Below are 24,199 nucleotides of genomic sequence, written 5' to 3'. Positions count from 1 at the left end.
GGTCTGACCTGCAAAAAAGTTAGGCACTGGCAGTCGTTCAAATCCAAGAGCGGAACCACATCCGGAGTTGATAATGGGGTATCGGTAGGGGAAGCCCCAAATAGATAGGTAACCAGAAAACAAACGCCGCAACAACAACCAAGAGAATCGTGACACTTGCACTTTTATACTGAGTTTGGTCACTGCGTAACCAGCGATCCACTAACCAAGCCAGGGCTAAGCCCGAAAAAACGGACGCTCCCATGTAATGGTAGAGAAATATACAGCGAGTCACTTTCGTCCAAGGCAATAAATTAGCCAGCCAACCCAGAACCAGGTAGAGTGCAATCCAGGTGGAAGACGTTAAAGAAAATTTCCACCCGTCTCCTTGTATAAAACGTTGAGCCAACCGCCACAGCAGCCATACAATTGCCGCCGTTGAGAGCCACCACAAGAAAGGATTGCCAATCGCGTGAACATCAAAAACATATTTCCCTGCCCCCGCCGGTAAGGGTGGATAAGCGGGGACTTGTTCGTTCGGGGTACGAGCGGTTTGATAAAAGTAGGCTACGGGACGCCACATCAACAGCCAACTAAACCATCGAGAACAGTAAGGATGAACTTTGGGCCCATCCCCAATTTTTTCGTGAAAGGTCAAAATATCATGCTGCGCTTGCCAGAACCCAGGTTCTGGATTCATCTGTAGATGAGGAATCCACAACAGGCTATAAGTCAAAACGGGAATGATGGCAAAATTCCCGACAAACTGGACAAGCTTCAACTGGGTAAGGTTTTGCAGGGGAGTTCTTACCCCTTCTGAATCCTGTAAAGGCGATACTTCCGTGTCTTCCCGAAATCCAACGTGGGGGGGAAGAAACTTTTTAGACCGTTCCCTGGCTCGTTTTAACAGCCACCGCAGCCACTGCATCACCCAAGCCGCCACCCAAATCATATAAACGCCCAGGAGGAACCATAACCCGTTCCACTTGATGCAAGCGGATGCCCCAAAAAACATACCGGATAGGGCAAGATTGGGCCAGCGCCGCTGATTTTGCCCCAAGGCTTTGAGAAAAAACAACTGACCCAATAACCCTAGGATGACCAAATAGACGTTGTTCAGGGCATAGCGGGACTCGACCAAGAACAAGCCATCGGTGGCGGCAAATAGGGCAGCAATCAACGCAAAACTCTTACGCCGATTGAGTGCATAAGCCAATGCCCCCACCACTAAGGGAATAACCGAACCCGTTAAGGCATTGAGCCAGCGGTAACTCCAAGTAGAACGTAGCGAACCGGTCAACCCGTTGAGGTTATCTTGCCCGATGGGAAGATGAGAGCCAATCCACATGCCAATGGCAATGATGTATTGACTCAAGGGGGGATGAGCATTAAAGAAATGCGTTCCTGTCAAGTAGTTGTTAGCAAACTTAGCGTAATAAACCTCATCAAACACCAGAGTATTAAATCGACCCAGTCCCCAGAAGCGCAGGGCAAGTGAGCACAGAAAGATAACGCTCATGCCGATGCCGAACCAAGGGATAGACGAATGGGATAGCTTTTTAGACCAAGTCATAACACTACGCTTTTTAGCTCAAAGCTGTTGAAGGAAATGTGTCGCCTCATTCCAAACGTTTTTTACTTAGACCTTAATCTTAGGTTTAGAGTGTGTCGGGCTACAGCCATGAGTGATAGTGAAATCAATCAGTTGAGTCATCGCGAAGCCAATTCGAGTCCCGATCCGTCTGGTCAACCACCCAGTAGGGGGTGGCAAGGTGCGATCGCCCGGTTCTTCAAATTTCAAGAATACCGGACAACGATCCGCACAGAAGTGTTGGCAGGTATTACCACCTTTATGACGATGGCATATATTTTGGTGGTTAATCCGGGCATTTTATCCGATGCGATTTTTTTACAAAAGTCTGGCGATTTCCCGGCTGAGTCGATTCCCTCATTTTTGACCATCCTGATGATGCCATTGATGTACTCGATCGCAGAAGGATTAGCGATCGGGTTTATTACCTATCCGTTAATCAAGACATTTCAGGGCAAAACCCATGAAACCTCTGTTGCCGTATGGGTTCTCGCAGGAATTTTTGTCCTGCGATTTGTCATGATGGCGTTGAAATTTGGCGGATAATCCTAATTTCGATTTTGGATATTGGATTTTGGATTCTAAGCTTGAGAGTGTTGGCAAAGCTTGGAGATTGAGGGATGGAAATTAGGGTAATGAGCTTCAATTTGCGCTATGACAAGCCTGACCCCGGTAACCATGCCTGGAAGGTACGAAAACAGGCCGTGGCAGCGCTGATTACCCATTATTCACCCGATCTTATTGGCACCCAAGAAGGACAATCCCACCAGTTGCTGGACTTACATCGGTTGCTGCCGAATTACCAGAGTGTTGGGAGCGATCGCACGGGAACTGATACGGGTGAATATTGTGCTATTTTCTACCGAACTGAGCGGCTCAGGTGCCTAAGGACGCAAGATTTTGTTTTGAGCGATACCCCAGAAATCCCAGGGAGTATTAGCCCAGCTTGGGGCAATCCCATCCCGCGCATGGCTAGCTGGGCTGAATTTGCCGTTGCAGGGGAAGCCAGAACGGTAACCCTTTTGAATACTCATCTCGACTACAAAAGCGTTCAGGCACGAGAATTAGGGGTAAAGTTGATCCGCAATCGCATCGGGCGTTCAGAGTTGGCTGAGTCTTATCTGTTCCTCACAGGTGACTTTAACGCTGATCCGGGCACGCTTCCCAGGGAGATGTTGAAATCGCCTTTATCCAATGGTGTCACCCTGCACGACGCCTTAACCGGTATTGAATTAGAGCATCAACTCAGCTTTCACGACTTCACGGGGCAAGCAAGCGCTGCCATTGATACGATTTACTATGACAGCCGCGTTAGTTTGCAAAATGTATGCATCGATACTGAACAATGGCTGGGCAATTGGCCTTCCGATCACTTCCCCGTCGTCGCCAATTTTGTCTCTACAGGACTCAACCCTGACATAGAGAGGAATAATAGGGATTGAAAGGATTGGAGCAGATGCCAAAAACTCTTCTCTAACCCTTGCAGTGCATCACCCCTATTTTCAGCTCAGTGAGGTCATCCACACAGTCCCATGAAGGAATCCATCAGTAAGCTTCCTCGCCAGCTCAATATTGGGTTAATCTTCCCGATTGTTTTTCTCAATGGCTGGCTTCTGCTTCTGTTGGTTCAGATGCTACAGCCTTTGCCCAGCATTTTAATCACAGCTACCCTGATTGCATTCTTGCTCGATTACCCCATTCGCTTCCTCCATGAACGTGGAGTCAATCGAGGCATCGCTATGGCAGTAGTCGTCCTATTATTTGTGATGATTTTAGTCACGATAGGACTGTTCTTGGTTCCCATTATTTGGCAACAAGCCAATGAATTGTTAACTCGGCTACCCGATTGGCTGAAGTCAGGTCAACAGCAACTGCAAAGCCTGGAAGATTGGGCAATTGCTCAACAGTTACCCATCGATTTAAGTGGCACTTATAGTCAGATTATTAACCGAATAACCAGCCTCCTGCGTTCCCTCACCAGTCAAGTATTCAGTTTAATTTTTAATACCATTGGCAGTATCGTCAATGTTTTCTTAACACTGGTATTTTCTTTCTTCTTGGTTTGGAGAGGGGAACGATTGTGGAATGGCATCCTTAGCTGGTTTCCCGATCAGTGGGATCAGCTCATCCGTCAATCCCTGCCCTACAATTTCGAGCGGTTTATTGCTGGTCAAGTGATTCTGGCGGTAATCATCAGTATTGCTCAGACAACCGCTCAGTTGATTTTGGGTGTTCCTTTAGCTCAACTCTTTGGCTTTGGGATCGGAGCCGCGAGTCTGATTCCCTTTGGTGGCACTACGACGATTGTGATCGTGAGCTTGCTCCTCGCCCTCAGTAACTTTTGGTTAGGGGTTAAAGTTTTGGTAATCGCGATCGTGATTAATCAAATTGTCGAGAGTGTCTTGGGGCCGCGTATTGTGGGTGAACTCACCGGATTGAATCCAGTATGGATGCTAATTTCCCTGGATATTGGGGTTAAAACTGGAGGCGTTTTAGGATTGCTGGTAGCCGTGCCGATAGCCAGTTTTATTAAAGTAACTTTTGATACGATTCGGTCGTCCAAACTCACAATCCAAATTGTACCGAGTACAGCAGACATTCCTCCGACGCCTCAAGAGAATGATCCATCCCCCTACTCAGCTCGTAAATAAGCTGTGACCAAGAAAGGCAGAAGGCAGAGGACAGAAGGCAGAAGGATAAAATCCTTTCAACCCGGATAAGCCATTGAGAGTTGGCGACGATATCATGACGAATGAACCTCTGCATAGCGCCATCTAACCCGCCGCAACTCCGATGAACGTTGATCGCACACCCCTTCCCCAACCCACCTCACCCAGCTTTGGGCGACCAGAACTCCTTGCCCCAGCAGGACACTGGGATTGCGCCAAAGCGGCTATAGAAAATGGCGCAGATGCCATTTACTTCGGCTTGGATCGGTTTAATGCGCGGATGCGGGCGCAAAATATTACGGAGGCAGAGTTACCTCGATTGATGGAATTCCTGCACCGTCGCGGTGTGAAAGGTTATGTCACCCTGAATACCTTGGTGTTTCCTCAAGAACTTGCAGAAGCAGAACAATATCTCCGTACCATTATCGCGGCGGGTGTGGATGCGGTCATTGTTCAGGATGTGGGAATTTGCCGCCTCATCCGTCATCTCTCACCCGATTTTCCCATCCATGCCTCCACCCAGATGACCATCACCAGTGCCGTTGGGGTGGAATTTGCCCAATCCCTGGGTTGTGAGTTGGTTGTCTTGGCGCGTGAATGCTCTCTGCCAGAAATCAACAAAATCAAGACGCAGATTGCCAAAAAAAATATCTCACTTCCCCTAGAAGTTTTTGTTCACGGTGCCTTGTGCGTGGCCTATTCCGGTCAGTGCTTGACCAGTGAATCCCTAGGGGGACGTTCTGCCAATCGAGGAGAATGTGCCCAAGCTTGCCGGATGCCCTATGAGCTGATAAGTGATGGGAAAGAGGTCGATTTGGGTAATTGCAAATACCTGCTGAGTCCCCAAGATTTGGCAGGGTTAGAGGTACTCCCAGACTTGGTCAAGGCAGGGGTAAGTTGTCTGAAAATTGAAGGTCGTCTCAAAACTCCAGAATATGTCGCCAATGTGACCCGTGTCTATCGCCAAGCGCTGGATCGGGTGATGACGGAGTTGGTGAAAGACGATACAACAACTTCGCTCCCCCCGACACCCCCTTCAAAAAGGAGGAAAAACCTAGCCCCCCTTAACAAGGAGGATTGGGGGGAGCGATCCAACCAGCACCACGTTACCGACCAAGAACGCTACAACCTAGAGATGGCGTTCTCGCGGGGACTTTATCCAGGCTGGTTTCGCGGAATTAATAATCAAGAACTAGTACACGCCCGTTTTGGTAAAAAGCGGGGAGTTTACCTGGGCGAAGTGACTCGCATCCATAAAGATCAAGTCACAGTCCAATGTAGGGGCATGGCATTACCATGCCCTATCAAGCCTGGGGATGGAGTGGTCTTCGACAGCGGTCACCCGGAAGCCAAGGAGGAAGGCGGTCGAGTCTATGCTGTAGAACAACGGGGTCAAGATGCTGTGTTGGCATTTGGACGACGTGACCTGAACCTGCGCCGGGTAAAGGTGGGGGATAAGGTGTGGAAAACCAGCGACCCCGAACTGGATCGGCAACTGCGCCAGAGTTTTGCCGGAGATAATCCCCAATTTCAGCGTCCTATTCAGGTTGAAGTTCAGGGCGAAGTCGGTCAGCCCCTCATTGCGATCGCTCGTGACGAACTGGGTCATGTTGTCCAAGTTGAGTCCTCTGTGCCCCTCGAAACGGCACATACCAAACCCCTCACCACAGAACGATTGCAGGAACAATTGGGTCGTCTCGGCAATACCCCCTTCTGTTTGGGTAACTTGACAAATCACCTAAAATGTGAAGCAATGCTTCCCGTGAGTGAGTTGAACCGGATGCGGCGCGATCTGGTGGCGCAGTTGGAACAGTTGAGAGTGCAACCCAAGCGCTGGCAACTCAACTCAAGCGCTTCCCTTCAAGACTTACTGCCAAAGTGGGCACGAGAAGACCACCCCTACGCCCCCAATCTAATTGTGCTGGTGCGGAACCTGAAGCAATTGCAAGCCGCTCTCCAAGCAGGAATTGAAACCCTCTACTGCGAGTTTGAAGACCCCCGCGCCTACCGAAAAGCCGTGCAGTTAGTGCGTGACGGGCAGACGGTTCCTAATCAAACCATCTGGGTTGCACCCCCTCGAATTACCAAACCTGGAGAGAACTATATTTTGCAACAAGTCCGCTCTTGTGAAGCGGATGGCTATTTAGTGCGAAACTATGACCATCTCCAGTTCTTTGCCGCAGACCGTTGTATTGGGGATTTCTCTCTCAACGTTGCCAATCCCCTAACAGCCGATTATTTTAAGCAACAATTTGGACTGGAACGGCTGACGGCATCTTACGATTTGAATATTAACCAACTCGAAGACTTACTCACCCTTTGCCTGGGTCACTGGTTCGAGGTGACTATCCATCAGCACATGCCCATGTTTCACATGGAGCATTGTGTGTTTTGCGCCTTTCTCTCGACGGGGACAGACTACACTAACTGTGGACGCCCTTGCGAGAAACATGAGGTGAAATTGCGCGATCGCGTAGGCACGGAACATATTCTGCAAGCGGATGCAGGCTGTCGGAATACGGTGTTTAACGGTACCGCTCAAACTGGGGCAGAATATGTACAACATCTCATAGAATTGGGCGTTCGCGACTTCCGGATTGAATTCCTGAATGAGACACCCCAGCAAGTAACTCAGACGATTCAGCGCTATCGGCAACTGCTGCAAGGGGAAATCACAGGTTCCCAACTCTGGCGACAACTCAAGCTGCAAAATCAACTGGGCGTGACTCGTGGCCCTTTGAGACGATCGGCACCAGTGAACTACTGAGCGGGGGTGCGGGGGTGCGGGGAAAAGGATTTGAGTGCTTTTATTCTGTTTTCAAAACATACAATTTATAGCAGAAGGTAGAAGGTAGAAGGCTCTTGTCTGTGATAGGTCTCATGGGTGAGTTGTGATCTGTTTCTTGGGTGCATTGACATTTGACTCACGCCGCCCCTTCTTTGAAAAATTTTTTAACAATCCTACGACAGATAGGGGTGCTTTCCTCATAATATGGGTTGTATTTGCTAGCGTGGATTGGCAAGACTTGACATCAAACAATATTTATAGTATGGATGCCATTTTACAAATTGGCGATCGCACGATTACAGCAGAAGAAATTCTTCCCTTGTTGGCAGGATACCAACTGCTAGCCCCATTGCTGCGCGAACTGATCATTGATCAGGCGATCGCGGAAATCGACTGCACGCCGGAAGAAGCCGCCCAAGCCCGTAAGCAGTTTTTTGAGCAAAATCAAATTACGAGTGAGGAAACTCAACAAGCTTGGATGCAGCAGCGTAAAATGACGGCAGAACAACTCGAAAGCTTAACGATTCGGGGGGTCAAGATTGAAAAATTCAAACAAATCACTTGGGGAAACAAACTAGAATCCTATTTTCTCAGCCGCAAGTCTCAATTGGATCGGGTGATCTATTCTCTGATTCGTTCTCAAGACCCAGGGATTATCCAAGAACTCTTTTTCCGAGTCCAAGAAGGAGAACAGTCTTTTGCTGATTTAGCACGAGAGTATTCCCAAGGGCCAGAGGCAGAAACAGGCGGGTTGATTGGCCCTGTTGAGCTCAGTACGCCCCATCCTGCGATCGCTCAAATCTTACGTTTAAGTCAACCCGGTCAACTTGCCCCACCCACGCGGCTGGGAGAATGGTTAGTCATTGTACGCTTAGAAAAGTTTATCCCCGCTCAGCTCGATGCTCCCATGCGTCAGCGGCTGCTCAATGAGTGTTTTTCAACCTGGTTGACTGAACAACTGAACCAGCAGTTAGCCGTTCTTAATTAGTTGTAAATGATTTAGGATTATTGAAAACTGGAGCGCTAAATTAAGAATTACAGCCTTAAATTGTGGCTCACAGATTAACAAAAATTAAACAAACAAAATCGGATTTGAAAGGATCGCAAATTAACCGATTCACAATATTCTTCAGCTTGGTTCAAAAAGTCCTTGGCATAATTGGCTCAGTCCAGAGTGATAACTAGATATTAGGTACCGAGCTGTAAATATCCGAAACAAGAGATGGGATAAACCGAACTCAATAGTTCCAAACCCGTTCTTGCCTCACTCCCAACTCCCTGACTCAGCACTCATTTAGAGTAACTTCTGATGACCTATACGACCTCGTTACAAGAATTTCTAGCTGGCATCTATCCGTTTGATCAGCTCTCACCCTCAGCACGAGCCAAACTGTCAAGCCAGGGTCAGTTGCTGCGCTATCGCATGGGTCAGCCCATTGTGATCCGGGAGAAAATGCCTCCTCACATTTCCATCCTGTTTCAGGGGCAAGCCCGTCTGTTGGGATTCGACCCTCGCGGTAGTGCGCCCATCACGTTGAAATTACTGCAACCGGGAGAAATTATTGGCTGGGTGAGTGTGATCAGGGGAATTCCCTGTGAAACAGCAATTGCTTCCATAGAATCCGTTTGTTTTACCCTCAACATCCCTGACTTTTTGCGCTGGTTGGACTCTGAACCCGTTCTGGCGTCTGCCTTTCGCTCTCGTTGCGCTCTGGTAGAAATTTTCGAGCTTTTAGGAACAGAACTGGCACGGCGTGCCGAGACAGAAGCAAATCTCAAAGAACTGGCTCTTCAATCGTTGCCCAATGCCCTAATCATGAATGTGGCTCAGGGTAAGCAGATGTCCAGCCAACTCGACACCAGTCGGGTGTGGATGGTGAGTGGCGGGGCATCAGCGAATGTACCCGTTGGCTCATGCCTCAATTCGGAATCCATAACAACCCTGATCGTCAACGGTCCCGGTTCAACTCGCCTCGTCGGAATTCCATCGGACGTACTCTCCCCCGCCACGTCAACCCCACCCGGATTAGCTATCCCAAGCGAGAGCAATAGGCACACGACAATAGACGACGACATTCCTTATGCGGATGCTCAACTCGTTACGACCTCAGGAAGCTACCTGTCGGAAGAAAAGGCAGGCAAACGAAACTATCCTTTTGTTCGCGGTAGAGGCTCCATTGAGGCAACCTTAGCGTGCTTCCAGATGCTCTCTCAATATTTTGGAATGCCCTTTCGTCGGGATATTATCCGCCGGGTGATTACCACCCAAGACGCACGTTCGGGTAACCTTTCTCTAATGCACTGTGGTGCTATTGCAGAATTAATGGGATTGAGCGCTCAACTGGTCAATGTCCCTTCGATAGCCGTGTCGCGTCTGCCAACCCCAGTCCTGCTCAGTTGGCAAGATAGCTTTGCCATCCTCTACGAGAGTAGCGAACGGGAACTCGTACTGGCAGTGCCCGAAAGTGGAATTAAGCGGATTAAACCCTCTCGTTTCATCGAAGACTGGGGTGACGAGGGACAAGCGCTCCTCCTCAAGACGACCAAATCAACGCCTAAAGAGCGGTTTGGGCTGAACTGGTTTATCCCGTCTATCATTCGCCATCGCCGAGTTTTGACGGAAGTTCTGATTGCTTCTTTCTTTGTGCAACTGTTTGGTCTGGCGAATCCCTTGATGATCCAATTGATCATCGACAAAGTGATTGTGCAAAACAGTATTAACACCCTACACGTCTTGGGTGTTTTGCTGGTCGCCGTGGCAATTTTTGAAGGACTATTAACCAGTCTGCGTACCTACTTATTTGTAGATACGACAAACCGAATTGACATGGCGCTGGGTTCGGAAATTATTGACCACTTGTTGCGCCTACCTTTACGCTATTTTGAACGACGACCGGTGGGGGAATTAGCCACCCGGATTGGTGAGCTAGAAAATATTCGTCAGTTTCTCACAGGCACAGCGCTGACGGTGGTGCTAGATGCGGTTTTCTCCGTCGTCTACATCATTGTTATGTTCATCTACAGTTGGCTGTTGACGTTGGTGACGTTGGCGGTGATTCCTTTATTTATTTTGCTCACTGTTGTTGTTTCTCCCATCGTGCGACAACAGCTACGCACCAAGGCGGAACGTCAGGCGGAAACTCAATCCTATTTAGTGGAAGTTTTATCGGGAATTTCCACCGTGAAAGCCCAAAATATTGAGTTGCGTGCTCGTTGGAAATGGCAAGAACGCTATGGTCGTTATGTGAGTGATGGATTTAAAAATGTTCTGACTTCAACGGCTGCCAGTTCAACCAGTAACTTCTTGAATAAACTCTCGGCTTTGCTGGTGCTTTGGGTGGGAGCTTATTTAGTGTTGGATGGGCAATTAAGTTTAGGGCAGTTGATTGCCTTCCGCATTATTTCAGGGTATGTGACTGGTCCCTTATTGCGGTTAGCGCAAATTTGGCAGAACTTCCAGCAAACCGCACTCTCTTTGGAACGCCTCAGTGATATCGTTGATTCTCCCCAAGAAGCGGACGAAACCGATCGCTACAATATTGCCCTCCCGCCAGTACAGGGAATGGTGAAGTATGAGGATGTCTCGTTTCGCTTTGGCACAACTGGCCCCTTGCAGTTGAACAATATCAATATAGAAATCCCTGCCGGGACATTTGTCGGGATTGTCGGTCAAAGTGGTTCGGGTAAAAGTACTTTAACCAAACTATTGCCTCGACTGTACGATCCCCTCTCCGGACGGATTATTGTGGATGGTTACGATATCAATAAGGTAGAACTGTATTCCCTGCGGCGTCAGATTGGCATTGTTCCTCAGGAAACCCTGCTGTTTGATGGCACTGTACAAGAAAATATTGCCTTAACCAATCCCGATGCGAGTTCTGAAGACATTATCGAGGCGGCAAGGGTGGCAGTCGCCCACGACTTTATTATGGAGTTACCGAGTGGCTACAATACACGAGTTGGGGAGCGGGGTTCGGCCTTATCGGGGGGACAACGGCAGCGAATTGCGATCGCTCGAACGATTTTACAAAGCCCCCAACTGCTGATTCTAGATGAAGCCACCAGTGCTTTGGATTACAGCACGGAACGGCAGGTGTGTTTGAATTTAGCCCAAGTCTATAAAGGACGCACAGTCTTTTTCATCACCCATCGCCTAACGACGATTCGCAACGCCGACCTAATTTTGATGATGGATCAAGGGGCTGTCGTGGAACAAGGCACCCATGAGCAATTGATGGAGCAAAAAGGCCGCTACTATTGCCTCTACCTCCAACAAGAAGCGCAACTATAACTTCTCCTTACTCAACCACTGAACTAGCAGGAACGAATAAGAGCGATGAACACACATAACGGGTCTAAACTAGACCAAAACAATAAGATTGCACTCCAGCTTCCTTCCCCTCCCAACTCACCTAATCCAGACGCACTCACCCACGCTAATGGTAATGGTGCAACCTCCAATGGCAATGGCAATGGCAATGGTAACGGCAAGAGTAACGGCAATCACTCCCAGGGACAAGCCAAATTTGATCAGCCGGTTATTTTACGACAACCTCACCATTGGTCACGGGGCATTATCTGGGCGATTATGGGTGTAACCACCTTTGGCGTGATTTGGGCCAGTATTGCCAAAATCGAGGAAGCGGTTCCCGCTCAAGGGAAACTGGAGCCACAAGACAAAGTTCAGGAGATCCAAGCTCCTGTTGCCGGGGTGGTGAAAGAACTCTATGTCCAGGATGGGCAGTCGGTGAAAAAAGGGGATGTGTTGCTCAGACTTGATCCCACCGCTGATAAAGCTAAACTCGCTTCCCTCAATCAAATCCGTACGAAGTTAGTTCAAGAAAACCAATTTTATCGCTCAGCCCTCCGCAATCCCACGGCCCCACTCAGTCCACCGCCAGAAACCCAGGTGGAGTTGTCCTCAGAACTTCCTTCTCTGATTAAAAGTCGAGACGCTCTATTGGCTGAAAATCAGTTTTATCAGAGTCGAATTAATGATAACCCTCAAGGCGCTAACCTTAGCCCCGAACAACGGCAACGGATGCGGTTTGCCACAGCAGAGCTCAATTCTCGTGTGGCGGCAGCTGAGTCAGAAATTGAACAGCTCCAAAAACGGCTGGATCAGAGCCAATCTCAACTAACTAATGCCCAACAACGGTTGAAAACTGAGCAGAAGATTCTTAACGATTTGGAGCCTCTGGTTAGTGTAGGGGGTTTTTCTCGCATTCAGTACACCAAGCAGCAAAGCGAGGTGGGAACACGAAACGCTGAAGTGCAACAGTTAACCGCTGAACAATTGCGCCTGGAATTAGATATTGCTCAGGCGAAAGAACAGTTAGAAAATACCAAAGCTCTGACTAAAAAAGAGTTAACCGATCTCATGGCTGGAAATCAGAAACAAATTAACGATATTGATTCCCGGCTAGACTCCCTTAAACGTCAATTGAGGGAAACAATTGTCGCTAATGAGAAAAAAATTGCGGAAATTGATAGCCAGTTGAAGCAGGCGGAAGTCACGCTCAATTATCAAGAGCTACGTGCCCCTGTGGGTGGAACAGTCTTTGATTTGAAACCTGCGGCTCCCGGTTTTGTTACCAATTCTACAGAACCAATTCTGAAAATTGTTCCGGATGATGCCCTAGTGGCTAAGGTTGATATCACCAATAAAGATATTGGGTTTGTCAAAGTAGGAATGCCGGTTGATGTCAGGATTGACTCGTTTCCTTTTAGTGAGTTTGGGGATGTTAAAGGGGAATTAGTCTCAATTGGTTCTGATGCTTTACCCCCTGATGAAATTCATCGCTTTTATCGGTTTCCCGCAAAAATCAAGTTAAAGAAACAGTCCCTGTTCATTAAAAACCGTCAGGAACCCCTTAAATTGCAAGCGGGGATGTCAGTCAGCGTCAATATTCGAGTGCGCGATCGCACCGTGTTGAGCATTTTCACCGACCTGTTTTCTTCTAAAACAGATAGCCTGAAAAACGTTCGCTAGGGTGTTGCTCTTTTAAACAAAAGCTGATATAGTGTTCTCCATCGAGATGGAGAGCAATATCTGCATGTAGCGGGTTAGCAGAAGACACATTAGTCTTTCTCTGTAAAGCTTTGGGAATGGCACATCACTCCACATCTACATCTCGTGACACTGTGCCAATTCAATTTTCAGGATATTAGACGCATCTACCAGGTACACCAAAGGTACCAGACGAAACTAACGGACAGGCAGGGGAAATCGAATGCTGATTACCCCCCTTTTTTTGTAAAAACTCAACTTATCGGTAATGGCAAATCCTACAATTTTAGTAACGGGCGGCGCAGGTTACATTGGTTCCCATGCGGTTCTAGCGCTGCGAGAGGCGGGCTATGAAGTCGTAATCTTAGACAATTTAGTTTATGGTCATCGCGACATAGTAGAGACGGTACTTAAGGTAGAACTGATTGAGGGTGATATTGCAGACCGGGCACTATTAGACAAAATCTTTAAAACACGGGAATTTGCAGCCGTCATGCATTTTGCCGCCTATGCTTATGTGGGTGAATCAGTAGGTCAGCCTGCCAAGTACTATCGCAATAACGTGACCGGTACTCTCACGCTGCTGGAAGCGATGTGTGATGCCGGAATCAAGAACTTTGTGTTTTCATCCACTTGTGCAACTTACGGTGTCCCTGAACAAATTCCGGTTTCGGAAGACCAACCAAAGCAGCCAATCAATCCCTACGGCATGAGTAAGCTGATGGTGGAGCACATCCTTGATGATTTTGACCATGCTTATGGTCTACGGTCTGTGCGCTTCCGCTATTTTAACGCAGCGGGTGCTGACCCCCAAGGGCGTTTGGGAGAAGATCATAGTCCCGAAACGCACATTCTTCCTTTAGTGCTGTTGACGGCAATGGGCAAACGGGAGAGTATTTCGATTTATGGCACTGACTACGACACCCCAGATGGGACTTGCCTTCGGGACTACATCCATGTGACTGATCTGGCACAGGCACACATTTTGGGTCTGGAGTACTTACTCAAGGGGGGGAGTACGGAGGTGTTTAATTTGGGTAATGGACAAGGATTTTCGATTCGGGAAGTGATTGAAGCCGCCCGTGTTGTTACTGGTCGCCCCATTGCCGTAACTTTGGCTGACCGCCGTCCGGGAGACCCACCCATCCTTGTGGGTAGTGGTGAGAAGGCTAAGCAAGTCTTAGGTTGGAACCCTCAGTATGCAGACTTAGAAACTATCCTCAAACACGCATGGCAGTGGCATCAGAAGCGGCATGAGAGTGTTTGAGCTGAGGCTAAGTAAGCTATAACAGATTTGGTGAGGGTCAATTAGATGCTTTGCAAGAGCCAGGTCACACAATGATGGATAGTCAATTAGATACTCTTCAAAAGCCAGGTCCGATTACAACGGACAAAGTCAGGATATTGAATGTAGACATTGATAATGTCACAGAGTCAGAGGTTCTAAAGCAGTTAGACCGGGGTGTGGTGTTCACCCCTAATGTTGATCACCTGCTTTTGCTGGAAAACGACTCAGAGTTTTTGAGTGTTTATGATACGGCTGACTATAAATTGTGTGATAGTAAAATCCTCTATTATGTCTCTCGTTTTTTGGGGACACCGATAAAAGAGAAGATTTCTGGCTCTGATTTTTTCCCTTCTTTTTGTAACTATCATAAAGATAATCAAGCGATTAAAGTTTTTCTCTTAGGAGCCAAAGAGGGAGTGGCAACCCAGGCTCAAGAAAATTTGAATACTAAGTTAGGTAGAGAAATTGTGGTTGGGGCGCATTCTCCTTCTTTTGGATTTGAAAAGAATGAAGAAGAATGCCAAGAAATTATTGAAGAAATTAACAATTCCGGTGCAACAGTCTTAGCGATAGGGGTGGGTGCGCCGAAGCAAGAAAAGTGGATACATAAGTATAAAGACCAGTTGATTAACATTAAGATCTTTTTGGCGATCGGAGCAACCATTGATTTTGAGGCGGGTAATAAAAAACGTGCTCCTAAGTGGGTGACTGAGATTGGATTGGAATGGTTACATCGATTACTTTCTGAGCCTAAACGGTTATGGAAGCGGTACTTGATTGGGGGGCCGATATTCTGTTGGTTGATTTTTAAGCAGAAGCTCCATCTTAAGAGCGTTAACAGTCGCCGTGTCCTACAGTCAATCCCTGATTTGTAGAGGGATTAATCAAGATTATTCAACTCAATTTGGACTTAGCGGCTGGGAGCGTTATCGAAAGCACGTGCAATAGCGTTCCACGCTAACTTTGGTTTTAACCCAGTATCTAGGGGTAGAGGTCTGACGGGTATACCGTCAGACCGGGGATGAAAATCTGTGGCTTACTGTAAAGTCTCTTGAGGGGTCATCAAGGGCAAGAATCTTAAGATTGTGATAAACATCTTTAACCTTGTGCAAAGCAATTAGACTAGCACAAGTTCCCAGACCTAACCACAGGACGTGCCGTCTCGTCAATAAAAATTTTTGGGGCATTTCTAAAAACTATTTGATCTGATTGGGGAAGCTATCATTAATCATTAGAATTGCCAAACATGAAGACATCTACTTCACTGGCTTCCGTAGTAAATTCCCCGACCATTGGTGCCGATAAACACTAAACCGAACTGTTGCTTACTTGCCTCCATTACATTAGGATTATTGCCGATGGGCGATTGGCGATCGCCAATGAAATCCCAAGTTTTTCCTCGGTCTAGAGAACGGAAAATTCCCTCCCCCTTACCAGCAATTTTGCCATACAGATACAAAGCTGGAATTGTGCTTCCATTGGGTGGCTTTCCGAACGCAAACAGATGAGCTCTGTTTACTTTCTCTAACTTGGAAAATGTTTTGCCCCCATCAGTGGAACGGTACAGTCCTTGCCAATCGAGACTCAGCCAGACTTCTCCTTTAACTCCTGGCAGCGTTTTGAGCGAGTGCCACCATTCATTAGGCAGTGAGGCGTTCACCGTTTCAAACGATAAGCCTTTGTCCGTACTGCGATAAAATTTGCCCTCGGCATAGTAATAAAAAGTATTGCCATCGACTTTATCTGCTGCCAGAGGTTGACTCCAGTCCCAGGGACCTTTAGACCCGTCCGGCAATCCTGACACGTTTTTCCAGGATTTTCCACCGTCAGTGGTAACTACGGGCTGACCACCACCTGTCGTTACGATGAAGATGTTGGGGTCAGTGGCAGAAATCGCAATGCGTTTTAGCATCCTCTTTTCTGGAAATGAGGCGAAAGGCTTCCACGTCCGACCGCCATCAATTGATGTTGTTCCCGTATAAGTATCGTTCCACCGATTGCCACCAACGCGCACCATTTTCAACGGGTCAGTTTCGCAGTAAGCAATGTGATAGGTATCTTGAAACGAAGGACCACTACTACCAAATGTTTTTGATGGGTAAGCATCAAGTCCTTTGTCATGGTAAAAACCATCCACATCGGCTACGCCACTTAATAACAGTGCTCCTTTTGGTGGTGAAACCAGTGTGAAGGTAACAACCTCCTCGTGTCCTTGTTGGTAGTTAGCCCAGGTTACGGGATTGGCATTAATGTCTTCTGTCCGCCAAATCCCGTACCAGTCAGTAAACCAGACTCTGTCTGTAACTTGGGGATCAAACTCAATAGCGGCTATCCAGGGATTTGAACGCATATAGCTAGACCACCAGGGAACTGTCGTATTCATGGATTTCTTCTTCTTAGTCCATGTGGTTCCCCCATCTAAAGACTGGTAGATTTCAGAAGACTGACCATTCTCGCCTAAACTCACTAGCAAGTTATTAGGATTGGTTGGGTTGACGCTAATTGCATTGAAGGTGTCTTTGGTTTTAAATGGCGTGATGTTACTCCAAGCTCCATTGGTATATTTACTCACCCCAGAAGAGTGGGTGACATACAAAACACCGTTACTGGCTAAACCCAAGCGTTTCGCCTCAGCTGAGCTTCCGGGTATTTTGCTCCAAGTAAACCCTGAGTCAGTAGACTGGTAGATTCCATCTCCATAGGCGATCGCATAAACCAAACCCAGTACCTGTTTACTAAATGCGATTGCTGTAATTCCAATATCTGCTTTGGGCTTTCCGGGAAAGGAGAGTACCTGACTCCATGTCGCACCAGCATCCAATGACTTCCATAGCCCATCTAAGCGTGAGCCAAATAAAATCATATTAGAATTGAACGGATTGACAGCTAGTCTTTCTCCTAGCCATCGTAGATCCTCATTGCCACCCATCTTGAGGTCTATGTTCAGCTTCGTCCAGGTTTCTCCCTTATCTGTAGATTTGAACATAGTTCCTTTGTCAGGCCACCAGTCTGCCGTGAATTTCCCGGCTGCAATATAAACGATATCTGGATTGTTGGGATCGAGCGCTAGTGCTTCTCCACCATAGTAATTGCTTTGCTCCAGGGGGAAGTGATCGGTTAGTGGCTGCCAACTCTGCTCATCAGGATTCCAACGATAAAACCCACCCACATCAGTCTTGATATAAACCAGGTCTTTCTGTAGTGGATGGAGGTAAATACCTGTAACATATCCACCTCCTCCTAAAAAGACGTTTCTCTGTCCTAAAGAGACGTTTTTCTGGTAATCCAGAACATTCGCGACCTGTAGCTTGCCATAGGCGATATTGACGATGCTAATGGTTGACCTAATTTGCTCAAGTGCAATTAAACTCACTAGGATGATAATTGCAATGCGGGCTGTTTGACCCAAGAAACGAGCTTTTTTCGTACCCAATTTAGTAATGCTGCCGTAAGCCAAATTTGTAAGGGTTAGCCCTACTGCGAAAATAACTAAACCCGTAATAAGGCGTCCGGCGATCACAAACCAATCAATCATAGGAGTTGGCTCTGTCTGCTTGCGTCAAAACCACACAATGGGGCATATCGGTACAATTTCAACCCTGAATCTCCACCGTGCCATCGCTTTCAACACAATCAAAAACTTTTAACTGAGATAACGATTTGCAGGGACTAGCACCCGTCTCAATGTTGAGCGGCAAATTGTGCCAAGGACAGACAACACATCCATCTCGCAGGTATCCGCCCGCCAAGTCTGCTCCTTCATGAGGACAATGCCTGCTGAAAGCCACTACCCGATTTTCATCCACTCGTGCAACGCACATCGTTTGCGACACAGGCTTAATCGTACCTATCGCTAGCTCTGTGGAGTCAATGATAAGCTTGGTCTTGTCTTGAGAAGTTCCTTCAACCGTCTTAACCAGAGGGGGTTTGGGAAAATCAGCTGATGTGTTATCGAATATCGAGATATCCAATGCTGAAATCACATAGTTGGGGGTTTCCGATCGGTTGAGATGCGAGTCGAGCTGTTTTATAAAACGGCGAGAAATTTTTGCCGATACTTGATTGCAGGCTGCTGCTAACCCATCGTTTGTCTCGGAGTATATATAGTTGCTTTTGTAGGGTGATTGCCCAAGAAACTTGGGCTTTTCCAGCGTCATTCGCAGACTGACAACATATCGAGTCGCATCCGTGCTATTGAGCTCCGAGCTGTGTAAATGTTCACCGTGAAAGATAAGTGCATCCCCAGGTTCTAAATCAAAATTCAGTACTGAACCAAAGTATTGATCGCGTAAAATCTTACCGTCCTCTGTACAAGGAAGACGCTTTCCGTACACTTGAGGATAGATACTTAGACCATTACCAATCTTGACAGAGCCAATCGCAATCCAGATATTAACACAGTTGGTAGGACATTGATACCAGCTATCGTGATGCGGTCCATGGGCTGTAACTTTTCCATTCCAGTGGAATTGACTAAATTCTTTTTTCCTTTCTACTACTACATCATAAGGAATATGAAATCTTACATTGGGAGATTCTTCAAAGTAGAAAGGTTGCTTTCTTTGAAAAATTTCTTTCACCACCGCTTTTGATAACCCCGGTGCTAACGAACGTATAACATCATAGCTACTGTTGCTAATTGCCACGAGTTCGTCCAGGTTAATAATTTCATGAATAGCTTCAAAGCCTTTGCTCCTAACCTGTGCAGCTTTCGCCTCCCCAACAGCCTGACAAATTGCCTCTAGAGTAGCCTCTTTCAAGCGTTCAAAATAGCCCATAGCTTGTAGGCATTTAGGCATAACAACGATTTCTCCGCGCATCACACGATCATTGATTTCGTGAAGTGGTATCGAGTGAATATGCTCGAATCCAATGCTTTTTGCTGTAAGACTTAGGTTTGTCATTTAACGCCTCCAGGTTAAAAAAATTACATTTGGTGAAATGAGCGATTGAGTCATGATGCCGTAAGCCAAATTTGTAAGGGTTAGCCCTACTACGAAAATAACTAAACCCGTAATAAGGCATCCGGCGATCACAAACCAATCAATCATCGGAGTTGGCTGTGTCTGCTTGCGTCAAAACCACAGAGTTTGGAGTAGTAATGATTAAAGCAGGCAAGATACTTTCAGAATGTTATTCGGGATGGTGTTGAGCTGGCCAATTCTGATGAAACACTTGACAGACACACCCTGAATTGCTTTTGCTTAATACCCTTTATTGAGACGATCACTCCTTTAATGTTTAAAATCAAAGCCCGGATTTGCTGGTAGCAATGCTTGGGTAAGAGCCAGAGTAAGTAGGCCGTAGCCAAGGTCATGAGCGTGCGACCTGGTTCTTCAAGGAGGAGACACCAGTGAGTAACCAAAGCTTGATGAATCAGTTTCACAGCCATTGAACCATCTCTTAGACGTATCGCACTTCTACCTAAATACCTGAGGTGGTAAGCCTTAACAGGAACTTCCCACTGAGCTATCAGTTCCGGAGCGTAAGACCGTGTTTTTTCAATTACCTTTTCTAGGTATTTTAATTGCTTAAGCAGACCGGCTGAAAGTCCTCCTGAGTTCACCCGGTACAGCGTTAGGGCTTCAGGAATACCCTCAATCTGCCAGTCGGTTTGGATCGCGATGCGAAGCCAACAATCAAGGTCTTCTGCTTGACGCAAAGATTCATCAAAATAAAAGTCTTCAACAGTGCTGTAAAGATTGTCTTGGTATTTAATTCCTTCCAAAGCTGCTCGCCGAACCACTGGTGCAGAACCATTGCCAATTGGATTGTCTCGAAGCAAAATAGACGGTTCAATATCTTTCAGTTTGGGTTTTGAAAAAGTTCCCCTGGGTTGTCCCACTTCATCGATAAAAGCAGAGGGACAAAAACTAATACCTACAGATGGAGAACTTTCTAAATGCTCAATATGTTTTTCTAACTTTTCTGGTAACCAGAGGTCATCGGAATCTAAAAAAGCTAAATACTCGCCTTGGGCGTGACGAATTCCTGTGTTTCTGGCTCCAGCTAATCCCCGATTTGCCTGACGAATAATTTTAATTCTAGAATCTGTAAATTGTTGGCAAATCTCTACACTTTTATCAGGAGAGCCGTCATCAACAATGAGAATTTCAAATTCTTTGTAGCTTTGCTGAAGAACTGATTCAACAGCAGCAGCGATATATTTTTCTACTTGATATACAGGGACAATCACAGAAACTTTTGTCATTTTTTTTACTCACCTTGGTTTAAGAATGTTTACGTCACAACAACTGCACCCTGTATAATTCTTTCGTTTCAACTTTTATTGCTTAGGTTTGATGGCTCAAGAGAAAGTCATGTAGTTGCTTACCAATCACCTCCAGTGAAAAGGAATCTTCTGCTCGACACCGAGCACGCTTGCCTAACTCGCGTCTCCCCGCTTCATCGTCTAAAATGCGACCGAGTGCTAGTGCTAATGCTTTCGCGTCGCCACGAGGGACGACTAACCCACCTGAAGCCTCACCTCCTTCAAAGATGTCGGGTATGCCAGGAGCATCGGCAGCGACTACGGGTAAACCGCAAGCCATTGCCTCAATCGGCGCTACTGGAAAGCCTTCGTGTCGGGATGGCAGAGTATAAACGTTGGCAGCCGAGAGGTAACACCGCATCTTGGTGCGATCGTTTACAAATTCGTCTATCCACATCACTCCTCGCAGTTGCATAGTCGCTATGCGCTGACGCAGTTCGTCAGCATCGCTGCCTGTCCCTACCAGCAAAAGCCGCAAGTCTATGCCAGGACGATCGCAGCAAATCTGTTTCCAAGCCTCTAGCAAAACATCCAGCCCCTTGCGATTGATCTCGACTCGCCCATGCCACACTACAACCTGAGCATCTAGCGGAATGCCGAGTTGACCCCTTGCTTCATCGCGGTCAATCGCGCACCAGAGCTTTACATCTAATGGGTTAAAAATACGTGCCAGCTTTGCAGGCGGCATACCATAGTTAGTACGTACTCGCTCAATTTCTGTTTGGGTAGCGATAATCAAGCCTGTGCAATGTTGCAATGCTAGCGCTCTCATGGGAGCTTCAAGACGGCTAAGTTGCTGATGCCCCCCCTGGAAGGTAGCAAATACTGGCAGACGCATTAACTTTCCCAACAGTACGCAAACGTCGAAGCGAGCGTACTCATACTCTTGGCACAGAATAGCGTTGCAACCTTCACGTCTCAATTCACGGGCAAGTAACCCTAATGGTGTAGACAGGTATGCGCCTAATGTCTTTAGTCCTGGAAACAAGGTGCGTTTAACCGTGTAGCGAACAGCGCGGTGAAGGGGTGAAGCTGGCAAAACGCATACCGTAGCTCCCGTCGGCACATGAGTGAAGCGCGACGGTGTAGAAACATGCTCTGAAGCGAAGAATAAAACAGTGCGTACCCCAGCAGCACTTAGAGCATCGATGTAACCGAACTGCCAGCTACCCGTCAGCTCTTTGCAGAATGTCTCAAATGAAATGCCGATAGTGTCATGAAAATCCTCAAATAGGTCGCCCCAGGGTAGCAGAGCGATCGTTTGGTCGGGTTGAACATTCACAAGTAACTACTCCTCAATGATTTAGGGTAAAGTGCTTAGTAATCTGAAGCCCTAGCCAACTAGCTGCTGTCTTTAAGGCGCAAAGATCAATCTTTCGGCAGATCTCTTTGGATTTAATTTTGTTAAAAATAGACTTAGATACATACCCCTGATTAGGTAAGTCCTACCAGCAAAAGGGTGGCTACAAGGTATTTGTGACAAGAGCTGCCTGAACCAATCAATTGGCAAAATCAGGACAAGACAACGCAGCCCAGTAAGGCATTGAAAATTTTCCGAGTATTAGTGGTTCTGGATAACCTTAAGACTATTCAATTGAGTAAAACTATCTACTATTGAAGAACTCTCTCGCTATTAGAGTATTGAATACGACTAGCGCGATTTTTGCTGCTTAGCTGAAGTAGATGACTAGCAATCTTAGGTGAGAGAACTCTGATCAACAGAAGTTTGATTGCCAAAGTAAGAGTCTTCTTATTTAATAAAATTCGTGGATATAGACGAATTGCTTTTTGCAACTTCTGACTAGCCTGCTTAGCCCCGCCTGCATCGGAAATTCGTACTAAGCATAGGTGTGCCAACTCCTGATAAATATGGGCTAAACTTTGTTGTTTGAGATATTGCAGTTCTGGCGGAACCGATTCAAACAATTTCTCACAAGCTTGAACATTGAAATCTTCCATCGACTCAATCTTGGATGACATTGAACCGGACGATTGGCGATAGAAAATCTGATGTTTAGGAACCACAATAAACTTGCAATGCTCTGCTAGCCGTAGATAAAATTCCCAGTCTGCACAGTAGGGAAACTCAGGATCGAACCCTCCAATCTCTTCAATAATACTTCTACGAATTAGAGGATTAGAACCACTATCTAAAAAATTTTTCACCAATAACTGGGAATAAACATTTCCCTCGAAAAACAAAGGCTCCCCTGCATGGAAGGATTCTCCATTTTCTTGCAGGTAATAAGTCCAGCTATAAGCCACTCCAGCGTCTGGATGCTGTTGCAAAGCCGCTAGTTGTAACTCCAACTTATCGGGAGTCCATAAGTCATCATGATCGAGAAAAGTGAGAAATTCTCCCGTAGTCCGAGAAATACCTCGATTGCGCGCTATCGGACCTCCTGCATTTTCATACGGAAAAACCTTTATACGTTCATCAACAACGCTAGAAAGTAACTCGAGAGTTCGATCAGTTGAACCATCATCAATAACAATTAACTCAAAATTAGAGAAAGTTTGTTTCCGGACAGATTCTATGGTTTCTAAGATACTACGCTCGGCATTATAGGTAGGTATAATAACGGAGATTGTAGGCATTGGTTATTTAGGCTCCTTGAATTACAAAAACTGCAAGATTGTTTAGCAAAAGCATCAAAAATTAATGATTAGGGCTTAACCCAATTAATATCCAACGTTTGATTAACCATTTAAAAAGACTGAGAAAGTTTCTGTCTACCACAACTTTAGGATTCGCTCGACTGGCTAGCCACAAGTTGTGACCAGCCTTACTAATTCCATCAAGATTTGTACTGTATCTTAAATAAAGCTCCGCACAGTACTTGTAAAAACTGGTCAAGGTTTGATTCTTAAGAGATTGTAGTTCTGGAGGAGCCGCTTTATAAGCCTTGTCAATCGCAATTAAAGCTGCTTCTTTCATCACGTCAATTTTGGATGACATGGCACCTGAAGAGCGGCGGTAGAGAATTTGGTGCTTGCGAACGACTACAAACGGCCAACGAACTGCTAACCGCAGCCAATAATCCCAGTCTTCACAAGATTTCAATGTGGGATCGAACTCTCCTGCGGACTCAATCGCTTGCTTGCGAATCATAGTATTTGACCCGCTGTAAATAAAATCACCGATTAACAACTGGGCATAAACATTACCTTCATAGAAGGTTGGCGCGTATTGGAACAAAAGTTCTCCTTGTTCATCTATACAACTAGTCCAGCTATAAGCCACTCCAGCTTCTGGATGCTGCTGTAAGGCAGCTAGTTGCAATTCCAACTTATTCCGTGTCCACAGATCATCAGCATCAACAAAGGTAATAAACTCTCCGGCAGAACGAGAAATGCCGCGATTGCGAGCTACGGGCAGTCCACCATTTTCATAAGAGAAAACTTTTAGACGTTCGTCTTTGATACTCTGAAGTAGCTCTACCGTTCGGTCTTTTGAGCCGTCATCAATCACAATGAGTTCAAAATCTGAAAAGGTTTGTTGCAGTACTGAAGCGACAGTTTCTAAAATTGTGCGCTCAGCATTGTAAGCCGGAATGACTACAGATATAGTGGGCATTTTTACTTTAGCTCCCTAAAGTTTAA

The 24,199-nt window shown here is 46.6% G+C and carries 16 protein-coding genes and 1 pseudogene; 9 read left to right on the top strand and 8 right to left on the bottom strand.

Going from position 1 to position 24,199, the window contains the following annotated elements:
* Positions 1–37 precede the first annotated feature (37 nt).
* The gene (locus tag MIC7113_RS19965) at positions 38–1,552 is read right to left on the bottom strand and encodes a dolichyl-phosphate-mannose--protein mannosyltransferase (protein ID WP_015183983.1); all 1,515 of its coding nucleotides are present in this window, start codon (positions 1,550–1,552) and stop codon (positions 38–40) included.
* 108 nt (positions 1,553–1,660) lie between these two features.
* Here MIC7113_RS19965 and MIC7113_RS38865 point away from each other — a divergent pair, with 108 nt between their 5' ends.
* The 9 genes from MIC7113_RS38865 (at position 1,661) to MIC7113_RS19920 (ending at position 15,200) form a co-directional block, all read left to right on the top strand.
* Positions 1,661–2,116 (top strand): hypothetical protein, encoded by a 456-nt coding sequence (locus MIC7113_RS38865; RefSeq protein WP_041780140.1) that lies wholly within the window; start codon positions 1,661–1,663, stop codon positions 2,114–2,116.
* Between the two features lie 74 nt (positions 2,117–2,190).
* Positions 2,191–3,012 (top strand): endonuclease/exonuclease/phosphatase family protein, encoded by an 822-nt coding sequence (locus MIC7113_RS19955; RefSeq protein ID WP_015183981.1) that lies wholly within the window; start codon positions 2,191–2,193, stop codon positions 3,010–3,012.
* A 90-nt stretch (positions 3,013–3,102) separates the two neighbouring features.
* Complete coding sequence (locus MIC7113_RS19950) at positions 3,103–4,221, top strand: AI-2E family transporter (RefSeq protein WP_015183980.1); 1,119 nt, start codon at positions 3,103–3,105, stop codon at positions 4,219–4,221.
* A gap of 142 nt (positions 4,222–4,363) precedes the next feature.
* Positions 4,364–7,006 carry a U32 family peptidase gene (locus MIC7113_RS19945; protein ID WP_015183979.1) on the top strand — a complete coding sequence of 881 codons (2,643 nt, stop codon included), beginning with the start codon at positions 4,364–4,366 and terminating at the stop codon, positions 7,004–7,006.
* Between the two features lie 283 nt (positions 7,007–7,289).
* On the top strand, positions 7,290–8,015 hold the full coding sequence (locus MIC7113_RS19940) for a peptidylprolyl isomerase (RefSeq protein WP_041780139.1): 726 nt from the start codon (positions 7,290–7,292) through the stop codon (positions 8,013–8,015).
* Between the two features lie 321 nt (positions 8,016–8,336).
* Positions 8,337–11,318, top strand: coding sequence for a peptidase domain-containing ABC transporter (locus tag MIC7113_RS19935; RefSeq protein WP_015183977.1), 2,982 nt, complete (start codon positions 8,337–8,339; stop codon positions 11,316–11,318).
* Positions 11,319–11,363: 45 nt separating this feature from the next.
* Entirely contained in the window at positions 11,364–13,019 is a 1,656-nt protein-coding gene (locus MIC7113_RS19930) for an HlyD family efflux transporter periplasmic adaptor subunit (RefSeq protein ID WP_015183976.1), read from the top strand.
* Between the two features lie 286 nt (positions 13,020–13,305).
* The gene (galE, locus tag MIC7113_RS19925; protein ID WP_015183975.1) at positions 13,306–14,304 is read left to right on the top strand and encodes a UDP-glucose 4-epimerase GalE; all 999 of its coding nucleotides are present in this window, start codon (positions 13,306–13,308) and stop codon (positions 14,302–14,304) included.
* A 71-nt stretch (positions 14,305–14,375) separates the two neighbouring features.
* On the top strand, positions 14,376–15,200 hold the full coding sequence (locus MIC7113_RS19920; protein WP_015183974.1) for a WecB/TagA/CpsF family glycosyltransferase: 825 nt from the start codon (positions 14,376–14,378) through the stop codon (positions 15,198–15,200).
* 35 nt (positions 15,201–15,235) lie between these two features.
* Here MIC7113_RS19920 and MIC7113_RS39045 read toward each other — a convergent pair.
* The 7 genes and pseudogenes from MIC7113_RS39045 to MIC7113_RS19890 form a co-directional block, all read right to left on the bottom strand.
* Positions 15,236–15,358: pseudogene (locus MIC7113_RS39045) on the bottom strand (endo-1,4-beta-xylanase); the annotation flags it as partial.
* Positions 15,359–15,586: 228 nt separating this feature from the next.
* The gene (locus MIC7113_RS19915; RefSeq protein ID WP_015183973.1) at positions 15,587–17,860 is read right to left on the bottom strand and encodes a hypothetical protein; all 2,274 of its coding nucleotides are present in this window, start codon (positions 17,858–17,860) and stop codon (positions 15,587–15,589) included.
* 58 nt (positions 17,861–17,918) lie between these two features.
* On the bottom strand, positions 17,919–19,229 hold the full coding sequence (locus tag MIC7113_RS19910; protein ID WP_015183972.1) for a Rieske 2Fe-2S domain-containing protein: 1,311 nt from the start codon (positions 19,227–19,229) through the stop codon (positions 17,919–17,921).
* A 221-nt stretch (positions 19,230–19,450) separates the two neighbouring features.
* Positions 19,451–20,536: a glycosyltransferase family 2 protein gene (locus MIC7113_RS19905; protein WP_015183971.1), complete on the bottom strand. Its 1,086-nt coding sequence runs from the start codon at positions 20,534–20,536 to the stop codon at positions 19,451–19,453.
* 82 nt (positions 20,537–20,618) lie between these two features.
* Entirely contained in the window at positions 20,619–21,878 is a 1,260-nt protein-coding gene (locus tag MIC7113_RS19900) for a glycosyltransferase family 4 protein (protein WP_015183970.1), read from the bottom strand.
* 329 nt (positions 21,879–22,207) lie between these two features.
* On the bottom strand, positions 22,208–23,194 hold the full coding sequence (locus MIC7113_RS19895) for a glycosyltransferase family 2 protein (protein WP_015183969.1): 987 nt from the start codon (positions 23,192–23,194) through the stop codon (positions 22,208–22,210).
* A 61-nt stretch (positions 23,195–23,255) separates the two neighbouring features.
* Positions 23,256–24,173 carry a glycosyltransferase family 2 protein gene (locus MIC7113_RS19890; RefSeq protein ID WP_015183968.1) on the bottom strand — a complete coding sequence of 306 codons (918 nt, stop codon included), beginning with the start codon at positions 24,171–24,173 and terminating at the stop codon, positions 23,256–23,258.
* Between the last annotated feature and the right edge of the window lie 26 nt (positions 24,174–24,199).

Origin of the sequence: Allocoleopsis franciscana PCC 7113, from assembly GCF_000317515.1 — a bacterium.
In the GTDB taxonomy this organism is placed as follows: Bacteria; Cyanobacteriota; Cyanobacteriia; order Cyanobacteriales; family Coleofasciculaceae; genus Allocoleopsis; species Allocoleopsis franciscana.
Note: the sequence above shows the minus strand (reverse complement) of the source record. Positions and strands in the feature narration are given on the sequence as shown.